Raw genomic sequence first — 16,288 nt, 5'->3', positions numbered from 1 at the left:
GACAATGGATACAGCCAGGATGAACGCACCTCTCTCTCTACTCGACAGACTCCTTCCGAGTCAAAGTGGGATGATGACATTTCTGTCCTCATCGCCTTTTGTCGCAGTGGGTTTGGTGCTCCTTCTCCTCGTGCTCATACGTCGTCACGGCTTGCTCTACTACGGCTCCAAGCTTACCAGCTATGCCGGCATACCACTATTCGGGATGCTCTCCGTCCCCTTGCTGCTCTCCGGCAGTCAGGGGATGGGGAGTATCTTTTTTTTGTTGATCATCGGGATCTTTGCGACCGAACTCTTCCTCAATAGTTATACTTACAACAAGAGGCACTTTGCCGTCTTCGACATCGGTTTTTTGCTCGTCCTGCTCTCCCTCGGTCATCCCGGCATCTTGGTGCTTATCCCATTCTATATCATCAATCTGAAAAAGATGGATCTTATGGATTGGCGACACTTCGGAGCTATTCTTCTTGGAGGGTTCACTGTGTGGTGGTTCGACTTTGTGCTCACGGTGGTGCCGACCATCGATGGGGTCAAGGCGTGGTGGTTCGGCAACATTGAACAGCTTCGGGCGATCACTCTGCCCACACCCGGAAGCGAACTCATCTTCTACGGAGCTTATCTCGTAGCTCTGTTTGCGGTATCGCTCTTTTATTACAACTTTCACACCCGGGCACTCGAACGCCACCGCTTCTTCGCCCGTATTCACCTCATTCTGTGTTGGCTTACTTTCGGCCTGCAGTTGCTCTACTCGTTCGGCAATGTTGTCGAACTCTATATGGTACTTTCCCTCTTTTTCCTCTGTGTGATGCTTCAAGTCTTCTACGCCTCGATCCGTGACAAGATCTGGCTCGGTCTGATGGCCATGATCGTCTTTGGAGTCTTGGGGACGATGCTCTACACACTCTTCGGACAATAAGAAACTTCTATGGAAATCCTCATCGAATACGGATACATCGGCGTCTTCATAGCCGCCTTTCTTGCCGCCACGATACTCCCCTTCAGTTCGGAAGTGGTCCTCTCCGGAGTCCTTCTCACCGGGGCAAGTTACACCCTCTGCATCACTGCTGCCACGCTTGGCAATTGGCTTGGTGGGATGACCTGCTACTGGCTTGGACTCTTGGGTAAGAAAGAATGGATCATCAAGTATCTCAAACTCAAAGAGGAAAAACTCGACCGCGTCACCCGATGGTTGCAGAAGAAAGGGTCTTGGATGGCTTTCTTCGTCTTCCTGCCCGGTATCGGAGACTTCTTCGCTGTTGCCCTTGGTCTCCTCCGTGCCAATGTATGGGCCGTCGCAGGCTTCATGCTCGCCGGCAAGCTCTTCCGCTATCTCATCTGGGTCAAGGCAGTGGACTGGATCATCTCCCTCTTCTGAAACCAGGTTTTATCCACTATCATATACCCATACTTTGGGTTGAGTATTTATAACCTGACGCGGGTTTGGCATCAAACTTAGGCGTCAGGTTTAATTTTGTTTCCTTCTCTTGGTACGATCGAATGTTAATAAATAGAGAAAATGTGACTTTTTATTTGCAAGTATTGAAATTTATCTATAAATTGCGCACATTGAGATTTAACCATCGAAAACACGTAGATATTACGTCAGTTGATTGATTGTATTTGGAAAACACATCCTAATATCATCAGTTTTGATTTTTGAAAAAAAGTATGAAAGCGAGACAGTTAGTTTTTTGACTTGTCTCCGTGTATGTAAAAACTCTTAATATCAGATGAAACATGGAAAAAAAGAAAACCTATCTAGTAACCTACACTGATGGAAACATTGTAGCGGAGAAAGCAATTGAAGTGCTAGGAGTCGCAAAGACACGTTACAAAGACGGGGTCGCACTCATGGAGACCGAAGCAGAGCCTGCGGCAAATGATGTCCTACACTTCGAAAATCTGGGCGTCACAAGACTTTCTCTATCAGCTGAGGAGGCCAAGAAGATTGCTGAGAAGACCGAAGTTTTGGCTGTTGAGGAAGATTGCGAAGTCTTTCCTCTATACGACAGCTATACAGAAGATGACTTGGAAGGGCTTGAAGAAATCGACGAAAACTCTCTTGAAGATGAAGATTTTGACGAGGACTTCCTTCTTGAGGAATTGTTGCCCGAAGCTAAGCGCTCTAATCGTAGAAAATACAAACCCGGCAAGCATCCTCTCCATCATAGACCATTCATCTCTCCACAAAAGAACCTTATAATGAGACGTGTGTTGCGGGATGTATACAGATCACTTCTCAGAAACATTCCGAATAAATTCAGGCGGGAGGAAACGGTGTACCAAGAGATCCCATGGAATATTTCGTTGGTGCAAGCACCATCTGCTTGGCGACGCAAGATCGATGGAAGAGGTGTCAAAGTTGCAGTTTTGGATACAGGTATTGCCAATCACGTTGATTTGACCGTCTGTGGCGGAGCTTCTTTTGTTCCTGACGTGTCCAGTTATGATGATGATCATGGACATGGTACACACTGTGCAGGTATCATCGCTGCCAGGAATAATGGCTATGGAGTGGTGGGAGTTGCTCCCAAGGCGATGCTTTACGCTGTAAAAGTATTACCTAAGGAGGGGTCTGGGCTTATTAGCTATGTCATCGCAGGATTAGAATGGTGTATTCGCCATAAGATGAATGTTGCAAGCATGAGTCTTGGGAATCCCCGCAAGCCTATAGTGGCGATGGCTACGATCATCAAGAGATGCCAAGACAGCGGAATAACGGTAGTTGCTTCTGCAGGAAACTCTTATGGACGTCACTTCCCTTGGGTCGGAACTCCGGCCAACTCTTTCATGCAAGGTGAATCCAATGCCAGCCCTATAGCTGTCGGTGCTGTGGATCGCAATGGTGTCATTGCGCCCTTCTCTTCAAGGGGTTCATGCGTAAATGAATCTAATCCTGTGACATGTGTTGCTCCGGGAGTCTCAGTAGAGTCTACCTGCTTGAATAATTCTTATACGAAGATGTCCGGTACAAGTATGGCTTGTCCGCACGTTTCAGGTTTGGCAGCCCTCATCATCCAGAGGTATCCGAGCATCACACCTGCTCAGGTCAAAAGGTTGATCACCCGAACTGCCATTGACTTGGGAGACACCAGCAACGATAGTACTTTTGGATTCGGCTTGATCAATTGTGATGAAGCTACACGTTGATAGACGTACAAAATAATTTTATATAGAAGCATTCCTCCGAGGAGGGGGAGTGCTTCTGTGTTCACACTTTAAGAGTTACAACTATGCAGAAAATACACCCCTCACTTGAGTCCGAAATTCGCGCCAACTCCAAAGCGCAGTGGCAGGTTTTGATTATCCTGAAGGAAGGAGTCTCCGCAGAAACAGTGGGTATCCGCCCATCGAAACAACTCTCGGAGAGCATTATTTCTGCCACATTGACTTCCGAAGATATATTGGCACTGGCCAAGAAGCCTGAAATTATTGCGATAGAACCGGACGAAGAAGTCCATGCTTTGTAAACGGTTGTTCCTCCCAAGTAGCTGACACTCGGAGTAAATCCCGATTGTGTCAGACACGAGATAGAGGGTGTGTCAAAATGGAAGTTTCGGCACACCCTCTTCTATTATGCCCAAGATGTGTAGAATGAAAGCCGAATATTGTAAGCAATACGGTAGTCTGCGTATTATGACATATCCTCGTTTCTGTTTCTATTTATCCTTATCACTCTGAAGGATAGACCTCTATATAAGCGTCAAAGAATTCGCCTTCGATGCCGTATCGGTGGAGGATGTCGGAGATGACGACTTGCTGTTCGGGCGAAAGGGCTCTCTTGCCCGAGCGATACTCATAGTAGGTGCTCACACCCCAGTCCATTTCGTATCGAATAGTCTGTCGAGCCTTTTTGGCATCCTTTTGGGGTACACGTTGGATACCTGTCCTAAACCCCTTGGCCATACGGATGATCCTGTTTGAGAGATAGGTCCGGCAAGTCTCTCCGTCCGACTGCAGGCGAGGGTCATAGCATACGTAAGAACTCTGAGGGGGCAGGTGTCGGTGTACAAGGTTGTGCAGGCAGCTCTCGGCAAGGGAGCAGGTGGCTTTCAGGCAGTGAGTCACGGACTTGGTCAGATACTTGGGGTCGAAGTTTGTTTTCATTGTCTTCATGTTGTTTTTTTATTTGGTTGGTGATTGATATTCGCCACGAAGATAAGACTGCCGGTTCACACCTCGGTTGATTACAGTCGGTTACCGTCGGTTATCGTCGAATAGAGTCGGTTATCGTCGATTATGGTTCGTTAGGGAGTGAAGTCGTACTCTTCCGGTGAGCCACGGAATACTTTCTGTGGGATGACAGAATGTTTTCTGCGGGGCGACAGAATGCATTCTGTCGTTTATCCGAAAAGTGATGAAACACTTCGATCGAAAGTCCGCCTGTTGTTTGGAAGTCTGGTCGTGGTTGTTCGTGACGAGGCCTTGTGTATTGATCGTGTGGGAGGATGAAAAAAGGTCTGTGACAAAGTTTTTTGCTTTGTCACAGACCTTTTAGATTGCTGTGTCGAATGATCTCCCTGGCTCTTTACGAGCTACTTTCGTCCCTTTGTCCTACAAAGAAAAGAAAAGTCTATGTCGTCAGGGTAGGGGTGGTCTTACTTGATCTCCTGCTCTATAGCGTCGATGTAGCCGAGGAGCTCGTCACGGCCGGTGCTGTTTTCGGATGAGGTGACAAACATCGGTGGGAGCTCATCCCACTCTTCGAGCAGGCGAGTCTTATAGCGTTCGATACTGGTTGCGGCTGCTCCTTTGCTGAGTTTGTCTGCCTTGGTGAAGACGATGGCGAAGGGGATGCCACGTACCCCCATGTTGTTGATGAACTCGATGTCGATCTTCAGGGGTTCGTGTCGTATGTCGATGAGGATGAATAGATTGGTCAGCTGTGGACGCTCATAGATGTACGTGTAAATGATGCTCTTGAATTCCTCACGCTTTTCTTTCGAGGTACGGGCATAGCCATAGCCGGGAAGGTCGACGATGTAGAAGTTATCGTTGATGAGGAAGTGATTGATGAGCTGAGTTTTACCCGGCTGTTGGGAGGTTTTTGCCAGCCCTTTCTTGCGGGTAAGCATGTTGATGAGTGAGGATTTGCCCACGTTGGATCGTCCGATGAAAGCGTATTCCGAGCGTCCGTCTTTCGGGCACTTGTCTATCTCTGAGTTGCTGATCACAAATTCGGCAGTCTTGATTTCCATTGCTTTGCTTTTTGTTTCTTTGGTCACAAAGGTACGAATTTTCGGGCCTACTTGGCAGTAAAACAATGATTTCCATATCTGAATAGGGACGAAAGTATTGTATGTTACGGAAATATATCATAACTTTGCACGACTGAACCGTAGATGTGGTTCGGGCTGAACTATCAGAGATCAAACACTATTAGTAACAAATAAATACAACATTCGAAAGTAAAGAACTATGATTATCGTTCCATTGAAGGAGGGCGAAAACATCGAAAGAGCCCTAAAGAGATTTAAGAGAAAATTCGAAAGAACCGGTACTCTTCGTGAACTTAGAAGCCGTCAAGCGTTCGTGAAGCCTTCTGTCGTCAACAGAAAGAAGATGGAAAAGGCTAGATACGTACAACAGCTTCGCGCTCAAGAAGATTAAGAACCCATCTCCCTTTCGAGATGATCACTCTTGCCATATCCTCTGTGAGGGGATAGTGGCAGTTAATTCTTATTCTTTTAGACTTCAAACTTAGGAGGTGTTGTATTAAAAATACCGAGAGGGGTGTCCGATGTACGGATGCCCCTCTTTTGTGTATCCAACCCTCGGGATGATGCCTGATAATTCTTAGAAAATCGTTATCTTTATGCTCCAAACGCCACATCGTGGCGGCAAAATATCATTCGGACTATGGATAAAGACATCATCATCCCCATTACGGTTAAGACTGATCAAGAGCTTACCTCTCAAGAGAAGCTCCTTATCGATAAGGCGTTGGAGATAGCCAAGGGGGCTTATGCGCCGTACTCGAACTTCTCCGTCGGTGCAGCTGTACTTCTTGACAATGGTGAAATCATCACCGGGTCAAATCAGGAGAATGCCGCATACCCATCCGGGACTTGTGCCGAGCGTACTGCTATATTTTATGCCAATGCCCAGTATCCGAATGTGCCCGTGGTGGCCATAGCCATCATTGCCATGACGGGCGGTAAGGTCGTCGAGTCAATCTCCCCTTGTGGCTCTTGCCGACAGGTGCTGGCCGAAGTGTCGACACGTTACCGTAGACCATACACCGTCATCATGGGTGGTCGAGAGAAGCACATCATCATGAAGGACAACAGGCTTCTCCTTCCGCTCACCTTTGATGCAGATGTCTTGAACGACAGATAATACCTACGCGACGACTGTATGAGTACACATCAAGTATCAGCACTGAAGTTCAGACCCGCGACGTTCGCAACGGTAGTCGGGCAAAGTGCACTCACCACCACTCTCAAACACGCAATACAGCAGGATAAGTTGGCTCACGCCTATCTCTTCTGTGGCCCCCGTGGAGTGGGTAAGACGACATGTGCTCGTATCTTCGCAAAGACCATCAACTGCACCAATCGTACTGCCGACGGCGAGCCATGCAACGAGTGTGAGAGTTGCGTAAGCTTCAACGAACAGAGATCGTACAACATCCTTGAGATGGATGCTGCATCGAATAATTCTGTCGATGATATGCGCGAGCTCATCGAGAAGGTACGTATAGCTCCACTTGGAGGGAAGTATCGTGTCTATATCATCGACGAGGTGCATATGCTCTCGACAGCGGCATTCAATGCCTTCCTCAAGACGCTCGAAGAGCCACCTGCTCATGCTCTTTTCATCCTTGCTACGACGGACAAGCACAAGGTGCTCCCCACGATCATATCGAGGTGTCAGGTGTTCGATTTCTCTCGTATATCGGTAGCGGACATCACGGGGCAGTTGCGTCATGTTGCTCAGAGCGAAAATATAGCTTTCGAAGAGGAAGCTCTCCAGATGATAGCCGTACATGCCGATGGTGGGATGCGTGATGCTTTGAGTATCTTCGATCAGATTGCAGGATTTGGTCGTGGCTCGATCTCTTATAAGGGAGTACTCGAAAATCTCAATCTTCTCGACGAGGCGGATTACTTCGAAATGCTTGCTTACATCCTCATGGGCAATCATACCAAGCTCCTGCTCCTCGTCAATCGTATCATCGGACGAGGTTTCGAGCCGGGGCGTATCACTTCGGGGTTTGCGGACTTCCTTCGTAATGTCCTTCTTGCTCAAGACCCAGCCACATTTCCTCTTATACAGACGGCCGAGAGCATTCTTGTGCGTTATCAGAAGGCCGGAGCTGCGTGTAAGCCCGCGTTGATCTGGAGGTGTCTCAAGTTGGCTTCGGCATTTGAATCCGACTACAAGTATTGTTCATCTCAGAGGTTGGCACTTGAAGTGACACTGCTTTCGATGTGCGAGTTGTCTACATCGTCCGAACTCAATGGCCCTACATCTGTCGCACCTCCGGCAGCAACGATGGCTCCTTCGGTTGCCACACCGACAACTACTGCCTCCTCTACTGAGAGTGTAGCACCTACTCAACCGACAACTGTCGGTACGTTGTCCGTGAAGGTCGGCAACCCTTCACAGAACACCCCAAAGAAGACCGACACGACCAGAGTAAAGGAGCGACTCAGCTTCTCACTCAAAGGAAGTGGAGAGTCTAAGGCCAACCAAGAGACCCAAGTCAAGAGAGAGAAGCCCTTTACCCAAGACGAACTTCAAGATGCGTGGAGGGTGTTTACTGCGAGCCTGACCACACAGATGCTCCTCAAGCAGACGATGCGCGACTGTCTGCCTCGTCTCCTTGACGACGGTACTATCGAAGTCCCCGTCATCAGCCCACAGCATGCCCAACACTTGCATAATATCGAGGACGAACTCATGACTTTCCTTGCTGATCGCTTGGAGAACGATATGCTACAGATGCAGATCAAGCTATCCAACGAACGCACCCAAGGCGAACGCATACCCATCCGTACAGATGAGAAGATGGAGTATTTCGCCAAGAAGTCGGAGTGGTTCGACAAGTTTGTCAACGACCTCGGGCTCCATCCACGTATGTAAGACATATATCAAACAATATTCAACTAAACATTAAAACATTTAACTGAAGAAACAATGAAGAAAATCCTTTCCATTGGACTTTTGGCAAGCGTACTCAGCCTAAATGGTTTTGCGCAAGAGCCAGCAAAGAACACAGAGTCTTATGAGTTTACACCTGTGAAAGAACTTAAGATCACGTCGATCAAGAATCAAGGCAGATCTGGTACATGCTGGTCATTCTCAGGACTTGGTTTTTGGGAGATCGAAGCATTCCGCAACATTGGTATGGAGGTAGACCTTTCACCAATGTTTGTGGTCAGCCACTCATACAAAGATAAAGCACGTAAGTTCATCCGCATGCACGGCTTCCTCAACTATGCTCAAGGCGGTTCATTCTACGATGTCCTCTATGTCCTCAAGCACTATGGTATCGTACCAATGAGTGAGATGTCAGGTCTCAACTATGGTACTGACAAGCACGTTCACAATGAGATCGAAGCTGTCTCCAAGGGCTTCGTCGAAGCTCTGAAGAAAGAGATGGAGGAAAGCAAATCTCTCAGCCCTGTATGGACAAAAGCTTTTGATGGCATCATTGATACTTACCTCGGTAAGGCTCCAGAGTCATTCACATTCAATGGTAAGAAGTACACTCCCATGACATTCGCAAAGAGCCTTGGTCTCAACCCTGACGACTATGTCTCTCTTACTTCTTACACACACCATCCATTCTACAAGTCATTCGTGCTTGAGATTCCTGACAACTGGCGTATGAGCTCTTCTTATAACCTTCCTATCGATGAGTTGATGCAAGTTTTCGACCACGCCATCAACAACAACTACGGTATCGCGTGGGGTGGTGATGTCAGTGAAACAGGCTTTACTCGCAATGGTATCGGTGTCCTCATCGATGTAAAGGCTGCTTCTACTCGTGGCTCTGACCAAGAAAGATGGGTAGGCAAGGCAGACAACAAGAACAACGCTATGTCTATTGCACAGATGGTGTCTCGTCCAAACATTCCGGAGATCAACCCTACACAGGAGTTCCGCCAAGAAGGGTTCGACAATCTCTCTCTCACTGACGACCATGGTATGGTTGTTTACGGTATCGCTAAGGACCAGTTTGGCAAGAAATTCTACATGATCAAGAACTCTTGGGGTGAAACAGGTGCTTACAAGGGGATCTGGTACATGTCTGAAAACTTCGCAAAGGGTAAGACCATGAACATCGTCGTTCACAAGAACGCTATCCCTAAGGAAATCCGCAAGAAGCTCGGCTTCTAATCTTTTGAGATCAGACCTGATGCACAATAAAGGGGCTGTGTCAAAACTCGTTTTTGGCTCAGCCCCTTCTTCATGTGTACCTCCACGATGCTCAACTCAGGAGAATCAAAATGTCTAAGAATACCTTTATTCTATGGACAAAGATAATATGTGATGCCACCCCCAAAGTCGATTATAGTCGATTACGGTGGGTTATCGTCAAGTACAGTCGATACAGATAGGGTGATGCCTTTTTATTCAAATTACGCTATGAGAGATAGACTCGTGATCCATGAGAAGTCGTTGAGCTCCACAGACAAAGAATGTAAGAAGGTCTATCACAATAGACAAACCACGGTATTGCCTACGACATTCGGTTTCTATGTCATCGGAAAAGAGTGTCAGGTTCGATCTCATAGCCATATTTCAGGCATTCTAAGTACAGCAAAAGGGGATGTGCCAAAATAAGATTTGGCACACCCCCTCTTTATTTTGAACTCCTCACGAGAGCGAGGATATGGGTGCTTTATGAAGTTCGAAGTGCTTTAGAAGACGATCCCTAAAGACACGCTAAACAATTTTTCCTTTGTCTTTTTGAAGTCGTTTGCAGCAGCCACGACACCTTTGTATTCATATTCGTTACCCAGAGCAGCAGAGTACTGTGCTGAGAGTTGGAAGTACTTCAGGAGTTCCACACCGAGACCGAGGTTGAGCCCGATACCGAACCTCTTTGCATCGAGTTCGGAGAGATTATCGAATGACTTTACGATGTCTCCGACATTGCTGTTGAGACGGTATGAGAAAGAAGGACCTGCTTGTACAAAAAATCTCGCAGCAGAGAAGTCGAAGAACCACAACTTCGCATAGATCGGTATGTCGATGTGGTTGCTCTTGAATATCTCTGAGCCCTTGCCATCCTCGAACAAGCTACCTCTCTGAGAGAGTAGCAGATCGGCTTCGATCGACAAAGGCAGGATGGGCACTTCGAGTTCGGCCATCACACCGGCGTGATACGAAGTCATTTGAGTGCTTTTGATTTCTGTCCCATTCAGAGGGATACTGCTGAAGTTCGCACCACCCTTGACACCGAATCTGATCTGAGAGTAAGCTGTGGTCGTGAGAGACATAGCCACGACCGTCATCATAAGTAGTAAAATTTTCTTCATGACGTTTTTAAGTTTTGTAGAGAGTTAAACTTAATTCATAAATATCTCCTTGGTCTCTTGCTCCTCATCTGAGAGCACCCACCCCTCCAAAAAACAGAGTCCAAGGATCATCACCCCGTCGCTACGGTGGTGAAGACGAATATCTGCGTTTCCACAAATATATAGAAATATCCCTACCTGCCACTCTAAAATGTCCTATATAAGCCTAAAAAGGCCTTTTGGCTCACTCTCTCTGCAAAAAAAATAGACACTTACCGACAGACTTCTTTGTCTGTGGCAAGTGTCTGTATCACGCTCAAACGACATTTGCTGTATGTCGTCTACGAATAAAGTCGTTGGCAGAGCAGTTCGTCAAGGATGACAAGCGAAGCCATCGCTTCGACTACCGGTAGCACACGGGGGAAGACACTTGCATCGTGACGCCCCGATATGCTTAGGTCGACATCTTTACCCTCCGTGTTTACTGTTTTCTGAGCCAGGGCTATCGAGGCAATGGGCTTGAATGCCACCCTCAGACGGATCTCTTCACCGTTGGAGATCCCACCTTGTATGCCTCCCGAATGATTCGTCGTGGCTCGTACCGAACTACCTTCCGCTCTCATCTGATCATTCGCATCACTTCCTTTCATCTCCGCCATCGCAAAGCCATCTCCTATCTCCACGCCCTTGGATGCCCCTATGCTCATCATGGCAGAGGCCAGGCGTGCTTCGAGCTTCTCATAGAGCGGAGAGCCCACACCTGCAGGCACTCCTGTTATGCTCACACCTACGATACCACCTACCGTGTTACCTGCCGCACGTACATCCGAGAGGTAAGTGTACATCTCTCCATCCATCTCAGCATCGGGACAACCCACCATGCGCCCTAAGAGGTCTGTACGCCTGACATCATCGTAATACATCGTTGGCAGAGACTTTTCACCAACCCTTGCGGTATAAGCCACGATCTCTATCCCCTCTTTTCGAAGGATCTGAGCTGCAATCTCGCCCGCCACGACACGCACCACGGTCTCACGAGCCGAAGCCCTGCCACCCCCTCTGTGGTCACGCACACCATACTTCATGGCATAAGTATAATCGGCATGAGAAGGGCGGAAGACCTCCTTGAGGTGATCATAGTCCTTCGACTCCTGGGTCTTGTTTTGGATGACAAATGCTATCGGAGTCCCCGTCGTCTTGCCCTCGAAGAGCCCCGAGACAAAGTGAGGGATGTCGCTCTCCGACCTTGCCGTGGTGATGCCCCCCTTGCCCTTGCGACGTTCGATGGCTTGGGCTATACTGTCCATATCTATCTCTATCCCGGGAGGGCATCCATCGATGACCCCACCGATGGCAGTCCCATGCGACTCTCCGAAAGTCGTGAGCCTAAATATACGTCCGAATGTATTCATGCTTGTGATGTATTACCGATGAAGAGACACCTCTGTCGAGTCTCATCACAAATATAAAACAATCTCACCACTTGACAGAATGCCACCTTTGGGACTCGTGCTCTCTACACCAAAATAAGGGCGTATTCGGGTGATGACAGCAAGAGAGATGCATTGTCGTGAGGTTTGAGGGGGGCTTGAAAGTGTAAGCCAAGCGATATTTTGCTTATCGCTTGGCTTACTTGTTTGTGTGATGGATAAGATAGTGTCTGCTGACGACACTTAGTAGCTGAAGAAGCAAAGGATTCCGTAGAGAGAGCCTACGACGATCAACCTTTTCTCGGGATGATAGGCAATGCTGTTGACATAGCTGAGTTTTCCTCTTTGGGCGAAGGAGCTTACTTTCTTGAAGGTCTTCATGTCCCATATCTCCACCGAGCGGCCATTGATCGTCCCCCAGAGCATATAGTCACCCTCCAAAAAAATGACCGTCTCAAAGTTGATGTTGTCCGTCGCAAATTCACCTTGAGGGTGTGCCTCCTCACCCTGATCCAGGTAGTCGCTATGCTTATAGAATCGGTAGTGGCAGAACGATCCTTCGTTCAAGAGCCACTTCTCATCAGGACTTATAGCCATCCCCACACGACAGTTTTCATCCTCGGAGAAGTACATCTTTCTGGTTGTGTAGTCTCTGAGGTCTATCTGAAGCGTATAGTTGCGACACATCATGATCTGCAAGTGATTTTCGGTGAAGCGGTAGTGGCGGAAGGGGAATACTCCGGCACCCTTGGTGACCGTGTGCAGATGTTCGGAAGTGCCTGTTGTACGGTTGTAGTAGTACGCATCGATCTCGTCCGAGTAGAAGATGATGTTGTTGTCCAATGGGTTATATGCTGCCTTATGGAACTCACCCTCCAAGACAAGTGTGACCTTTCCCGTCCTGATGTCCATCTCCTTGATGCCATAGGGATCTACGATCAGCAGTGTGTGTTCGTCCTCTCCGAAGCATATATCACGGCAAGTGATCTTGTATTCGGCTGTCGGGACTAACTTGGACGTGTCCCACAAGACAAGTTTCTTGACCCTACGCTCTGTCTTGTAGTCCTGTCCGAAGTAGGCTGCCACCACACTGCCCGATTTGTTCAGGGCGACAAGGTCGACATCCCCCTCGGACTTGTGATGCTTCAGCAGGCGTAGCTTCGGCGTTGTCGTCCTTTTGATCTCTTGGTGTGTGACAGACTTTTTCTTTTGGGCTTCTGCACCGATTGTTCCCAAAGCCATGCATAGGGCTGTGCTCATCAAGATCACTACGATCCGTGGTACTATACTGTTCTTTTTCATAGTCGTTTTGTGTTTATGGATAATCATGGCAAGAGACAAGAGCCTTGACAACACTGTGCCACCCTCAGGCTTCCTTTCTCCTCCCCCTATTATTGTTGCGATAAAGATAGTTAATTGATTTTAATTCTTTTTGCAGTCAGAGTCTTTTTTGATGTGCGTGATCCATCCTCGGAGTGTCAATAAATTAAACATCGGGTGTAAAAAATCTTTACACTTTACTCCATATCGAAAAACAGGATAATTCTATATATCAGTAGTTTAACAACTTTGGCACGAGGTTTGAATGTTTATTGATGTAAACGATAAAATAACGTACGTCAATGACACGCTCAAACAAAGTCAAAACCATCCTGCCATGCCTTGTGCTTATACTTGTGGCACTACCCCTGCGAGCAGAGCCGGATACCCTCTCCATGAAGGTCTGTATCGACTATGCCCTCCGCCATAGTCCTCGTATCAAGGGAAGCAAGGCCGATCGCTCTATTGCCTCTGCAGACTACCTCGAAGCCATCGGGCGACTTCTGCCCTCCGCATCCGCATCGACCTCCGCTTACCTCAATATCGGTCGAGGTGTAGACCCCAAGACAAATACCTATACGGACATCAATACCTTTCGCAACAATTACGGCATAGAGTCTTCGATGCTCCTCTTCGACGGACTGAGTACGGTCTTTGCTCTTCGTCGCAGTCGTCTGGAGCGTGCCATAAGTATCGAACAAGTCCGCATGACCCGAGATCAGGTACGGCTGGAGACCATCGAGGCTTATCATCAGGTACTCTTCACTCAAGAGCTGTACCGCCAAGCCCGAGAGGATATAGCCAACAGTGCAAGGGTAGCCCTCCGTACCCAACGTATGTACGAGCTCGGGATGAAGTCTCTTCCCGATGTTTCCGAAGTGCGAGCAACAGAGGCTTCTGACAGGGTCACCCTAGTTCGTCGCCACAACGACTACGAGATAGCACTCCTCAACCTCAAAGCAAAGATGAACTATCCCATCGATCGCCCTTTGGTCATTGAGGACTCTTTGACCTTCGTAGATGTCATGCCTTCGCTCCTCACTGCCGAAGAGGTCTACGCCGTGGCTGTCCTCCGTCTGCCCAAGGCCGTGATTGCCGAACAAAAGGTCAAGAGCAGTCGGGCGATGTACAATAGCAGCATCGGGGCTTTCTTCCCCAAGATCACGCTCTTTGCAGGCTATGCCACAAGTTTTTCGTTCGCCACGAATGAGACGAACTATGAGCCTTTTGCCGACCAGCTCAAGAAACGGCGTGGGGAGTACATAGGCGTTGCCCTGTCGTTTGATCTCTTCGATGGGTTTCGTAAGAGTGCCACCTTCCGTCGTGCCAAGGCTCGCCACCGTGCCGAGGAGGCTCGGAGGGAAGAGACCCTGAGCGAAGTCTATAAAGACATAAGTCAGTCAATCCTCGAAGTCAATGCGGCAGTGAAGGAGTACAGAGCCACGGAGGAGAAAGCACGGCATCTGGAGCAGGCCTACCAAGCCACCTTGCGCAACTACGAAGCGGGCAATGCGAGCAGTATAGACCTCAGCACGGCATCCTCTCGTGCAAAGGAGGCTAAGATCGAACGAGCCCATGCCTACACGACTTATCTCCTCAGGCGTGAGTGGCTGGACTACTACAATGGATCCGTAGGAGAGGACGAAGGACTTTAGACGACAGAATACGTTCCAAAGCCTGACAGAATGTTTTCTGTCACGGGATAGAAAACATTCTGTCGGGCATCAGAAAAAAACAAATCATACACTTTTGGACCCGGACAAGAACAAACCAAATACACACCAAACAGATAATCTCATACAACATCATGGATACCAAGATTGAGAAGAAAAAAGGCCTTAGTCGCAAACACATCATCTATCTTTCGGGGGGCGTACTCGTCCTCTCGGCGATCCTTTGGAGTCTCTTCGGCATCAGTGGCAAGTCGCAGAAGGTGGAGCGAGACAGTCTCCACATCGTATCGGTCAGGCGTGGGAGCTTCCACGACTATATCCGTGTCGATGGGAGGGTGCAGCCGTTCAGCACGATACAGGTGAGTGCCATAGAGGGTGGAGTGGTGGAGGAGACTCTCGTAGAGGAAGGGGCAATGGTCAAGAAAGGTCAGGTACTCGTCCGCCTTGCCAACCCTTCGCTGAGCCTGAGTATCCTCGACAGCGAAGCACAGTTGGCAGAGAAGCAAAACTTCCTCCGCAACACACAGGTGACGATGGAGCAGGACAAGCTCAACCTCCGTCGCGAGCGTTTGCAGGTGGAGCTGGACATCGAACGCAAGAAGCGCAAGGCAGATCAGTATGAGCAGTTGTACAAGGAAGAACTGTGTTCGAGAGAGGAGTACCTTCAGGCCAAGGAGGATTATGACTTCAGCCGTCGCAGCGGACGACTCATCTCGGATAGGCAGCTTCAGGACTCGATATACCGTGGCATACAGGTGGATCAGATGGAGGAGAGCCTCCACAACATGAGGCGCAATCTCCAACTTGTGCGTCAGCGTATCGACAATCTCGATATCAAAGCACCTGCCGACGGACAGCTCGGTCTCCTCGATGTGGAGATAGGGCAGATGATCCATGCCGGTACGAAGGTGGGACAAGTGCATGTCCTCAGCAACTACAAGGTGGAGGCGATGATCGATGAACATTATATCGACCGTGTCCGGGCGGATCTCCATGCGACCTGCGAGCGTCAGGGACAGCCTTATGAGCTGAGGGTACGCAAGGTCTTTCCGGATGTGAGGGATAAAAACTTCAAGACCGAATTTGTCTTCGTCGGCGAAAAACCCGAGAATATCCGTACAGGTCAGACTTATCATGTCAGTCTCGAACTCGGCCAACCCTCCGAAGCCCTCTTGATCCCCCGTGGTGCATTCTATGGTGATACGGGGGGGAGATGGATATTCGTGATCACCAAGGATGGCAAGCGTGCCGTGCGTAGAGAGGTGGCCATAGGCCGACAAAATCCCGAGTACTACGAGGTGCTGTCAGGGCTCGATCCAGACGAAGAGGTCATCGTGTCTTCTTACAGAGCGTTCGAGCAAGCAGTAGAGCTAATCATCAAATAACATAACCG

16 protein-coding genes are annotated in these 16,288 nt (G+C 48.6%); 11 read left to right on the top strand and 5 right to left on the bottom strand.

What is annotated here, in order from left to right; genetic code table 11:
- The first annotated feature begins 4 nt into the window (after positions 1-4).
- The 4 genes from EL262_RS04905 to EL262_RS04890 all read left to right on the top strand — a co-directional run bounded on the left by EL262_RS04905 (position 5) and on the right by EL262_RS04890 (position 3,470).
- Positions 5-916, top strand: a complete 912-nt coding sequence (locus tag EL262_RS04905; protein WP_025837002.1) for a hypothetical protein — start codon at positions 5-7, stop codon at positions 914-916.
- Positions 917-925: 9 nt separating this feature from the next.
- Positions 926-1,375: a YqaA family protein gene (locus EL262_RS04900; RefSeq protein WP_025837005.1), complete on the top strand. Its 450-nt coding sequence runs from the start codon at positions 926-928 to the stop codon at positions 1,373-1,375.
- Between the two features lie 362 nt (positions 1,376-1,737).
- Positions 1,738-3,150 carry a S8 family peptidase gene (locus EL262_RS04895; RefSeq protein ID WP_025837007.1) on the top strand — a complete coding sequence of 471 codons (1,413 nt, stop codon included), beginning with the start codon at positions 1,738-1,740 and terminating at the stop codon, positions 3,148-3,150.
- A gap of 83 nt (positions 3,151-3,233) precedes the next feature.
- On the top strand, positions 3,234-3,470 hold the full coding sequence (locus EL262_RS04890) for a protease inhibitor I9 family protein (RefSeq protein ID WP_025837009.1): 237 nt from the start codon (positions 3,234-3,236) through the stop codon (positions 3,468-3,470).
- A 202-nt stretch (positions 3,471-3,672) separates the two neighbouring features.
- Here the strand turns inward: EL262_RS04890 and EL262_RS04885 are convergent, their stop codons facing one another.
- Both EL262_RS04885 and yihA read right to left on the bottom strand, forming a co-directional pair.
- Positions 3,673-4,107: a DUF6078 family protein gene (locus EL262_RS04885; protein WP_159100488.1), complete on the bottom strand. Its 435-nt coding sequence runs from the start codon at positions 4,105-4,107 to the stop codon at positions 3,673-3,675.
- Positions 4,108-4,598: 491 nt separating this feature from the next.
- Entirely contained in the window at positions 4,599-5,198 is a 600-nt protein-coding gene (yihA, locus tag EL262_RS04880; protein ID WP_025837014.1) for a ribosome biogenesis GTP-binding protein YihA/YsxC, read from the bottom strand.
- 220 nt (positions 5,199-5,418) lie between these two features.
- Between yihA and rpsU the strand changes: the two genes are divergently transcribed.
- From rpsU to EL262_RS10045, 5 genes are all read left to right on the top strand, one after another.
- The gene (gene rpsU, locus EL262_RS04875) at positions 5,419-5,610 is read left to right on the top strand and encodes a 30S ribosomal protein S21 (protein ID WP_036844242.1); all 192 of its coding nucleotides are present in this window, start codon (positions 5,419-5,421) and stop codon (positions 5,608-5,610) included.
- Between the two features lie 249 nt (positions 5,611-5,859).
- Positions 5,860-6,339 carry a cytidine deaminase gene (gene cdd, locus EL262_RS04870; protein WP_078735595.1) on the top strand — a complete coding sequence of 160 codons (480 nt, stop codon included), beginning with the start codon at positions 5,860-5,862 and terminating at the stop codon, positions 6,337-6,339.
- Between the two features lie 18 nt (positions 6,340-6,357).
- Entirely contained in the window at positions 6,358-8,088 is a 1,731-nt protein-coding gene (dnaX, locus tag EL262_RS04865) for a DNA polymerase III subunit gamma/tau (protein WP_078735594.1), read from the top strand.
- Positions 8,089-8,142: 54 nt separating this feature from the next.
- Positions 8,143-9,348 carry a C1 family peptidase gene (locus EL262_RS04860; protein ID WP_025837016.1) on the top strand — a complete coding sequence of 402 codons (1,206 nt, stop codon included), beginning with the start codon at positions 8,143-8,145 and terminating at the stop codon, positions 9,346-9,348.
- A gap of 249 nt (positions 9,349-9,597) precedes the next feature.
- On the top strand, positions 9,598-9,795 hold the full coding sequence (locus EL262_RS10045) for a hypothetical protein (RefSeq protein ID WP_164715435.1): 198 nt from the start codon (positions 9,598-9,600) through the stop codon (positions 9,793-9,795).
- A 77-nt stretch (positions 9,796-9,872) separates the two neighbouring features.
- Here the strand turns inward: EL262_RS10045 and EL262_RS04855 are convergent, their stop codons facing one another.
- From EL262_RS04855 to EL262_RS04845, 3 genes are all read right to left on the bottom strand, one after another.
- The gene (locus EL262_RS04855) at positions 9,873-10,493 is read right to left on the bottom strand and encodes a porin family protein (protein WP_025837018.1); all 621 of its coding nucleotides are present in this window, start codon (positions 10,491-10,493) and stop codon (positions 9,873-9,875) included.
- Positions 10,494-10,813: 320 nt separating this feature from the next.
- Complete coding sequence (gene aroC, locus EL262_RS04850) at positions 10,814-11,884, bottom strand: chorismate synthase (RefSeq protein WP_078735593.1); 1,071 nt, start codon at positions 11,882-11,884, stop codon at positions 10,814-10,816.
- A 261-nt stretch (positions 11,885-12,145) separates the two neighbouring features.
- The gene (locus EL262_RS04845) at positions 12,146-13,204 is read right to left on the bottom strand and encodes a WD40 repeat domain-containing protein (protein WP_036853353.1); all 1,059 of its coding nucleotides are present in this window, start codon (positions 13,202-13,204) and stop codon (positions 12,146-12,148) included.
- Between the two features lie 320 nt (positions 13,205-13,524).
- On the opposite strand from EL262_RS04845, the gene EL262_RS04840 reads away from it, so the two are divergent.
- Together EL262_RS04840 and EL262_RS04835 are read left to right on the top strand one after the other, a co-directional pair.
- Positions 13,525-14,877, top strand: coding sequence for a TolC family protein (locus EL262_RS04840; protein ID WP_025837022.1), 1,353 nt, complete (start codon positions 13,525-13,527; stop codon positions 14,875-14,877).
- Between the two features lie 152 nt (positions 14,878-15,029).
- Positions 15,030-16,280 (top strand): efflux RND transporter periplasmic adaptor subunit, encoded by a 1,251-nt coding sequence (locus EL262_RS04835; protein WP_025837023.1) that lies wholly within the window; start codon positions 15,030-15,032, stop codon positions 16,278-16,280.
- Positions 16,281-16,288: the final 8 nt, after the last annotated feature.

Source organism: Porphyromonas cangingivalis (assembly GCF_900638305.1).
Taxonomy (GTDB): domain Bacteria; phylum Bacteroidota; class Bacteroidia; order Bacteroidales; family Porphyromonadaceae; genus Porphyromonas_A; species Porphyromonas_A cangingivalis.
This window is presented reverse-complemented; position numbering and strand designations above follow the sequence as displayed.

What these genes read in the sequence shown, in the direction of transcription:
- EL262_RS04835 (WP_025837023.1), top strand. Translation starts at nt 15,030, where the DNA reads ATGGATACCAAGATTGAGAAGAAAAAAGGCCTTAGTCGCAAACACATC.
- EL262_RS10045 (WP_164715435.1), top strand. Translation starts at nt 9,598, where the DNA reads ATGAGAGATAGACTCGTGATCCATGAGAAGTCGTTGAGCTCCACAGAC.
- EL262_RS04895 (WP_025837007.1), top strand. Translation starts at nt 1,738, where the DNA reads ATGGAAAAAAAGAAAACCTATCTAGTAACCTACACTGATGGAAACATT.
- yihA (WP_025837014.1), bottom strand. Translation starts at nt 5,198, where the DNA reads ATGGAAATCAAGACTGCCGAATTTGTGATCAGCAACTCAGAGATAGAC.
- EL262_RS04900 (WP_025837005.1), top strand. Translation starts at nt 926, where the DNA reads ATGGAAATCCTCATCGAATACGGATACATCGGCGTCTTCATAGCCGCC.
- EL262_RS04845 (WP_036853353.1), bottom strand. Translation starts at nt 13,204, where the DNA reads ATGAAAAAGAACAGTATAGTACCACGGATCGTAGTGATCTTGATGAGC.
- EL262_RS04860 (WP_025837016.1), top strand. Translation starts at nt 8,143, where the DNA reads ATGAAGAAAATCCTTTCCATTGGACTTTTGGCAAGCGTACTCAGCCTA.
- dnaX (WP_078735594.1), top strand. Translation starts at nt 6,358, where the DNA reads ATGAGTACACATCAAGTATCAGCACTGAAGTTCAGACCCGCGACGTTC.
- EL262_RS04890 (WP_025837009.1), top strand. Translation starts at nt 3,234, where the DNA reads ATGCAGAAAATACACCCCTCACTTGAGTCCGAAATTCGCGCCAACTCC.
- EL262_RS04905 (WP_025837002.1), top strand. Translation starts at nt 5, where the DNA reads ATGGATACAGCCAGGATGAACGCACCTCTCTCTCTACTCGACAGACTC.
- EL262_RS04885 (WP_159100488.1), bottom strand. Translation starts at nt 4,107, where the DNA reads ATGAAAACAAACTTCGACCCCAAGTATCTGACCAAGTCCGTGACTCAC.
- cdd (WP_078735595.1), top strand. Translation starts at nt 5,860, where the DNA reads ATGGATAAAGACATCATCATCCCCATTACGGTTAAGACTGATCAAGAG.
- rpsU (WP_036844242.1), top strand. Translation starts at nt 5,419, where the DNA reads ATGATTATCGTTCCATTGAAGGAGGGCGAAAACATCGAAAGAGCCCTA.
- EL262_RS04840 (WP_025837022.1), top strand. Translation starts at nt 13,525, where the DNA reads ATGACACGCTCAAACAAAGTCAAAACCATCCTGCCATGCCTTGTGCTT.
- aroC (WP_078735593.1), bottom strand. Translation starts at nt 11,884, where the DNA reads ATGAATACATTCGGACGTATATTTAGGCTCACGACTTTCGGAGAGTCG.
- EL262_RS04855 (WP_025837018.1), bottom strand. Translation starts at nt 10,493, where the DNA reads ATGAAGAAAATTTTACTACTTATGATGACGGTCGTGGCTATGTCTCTC.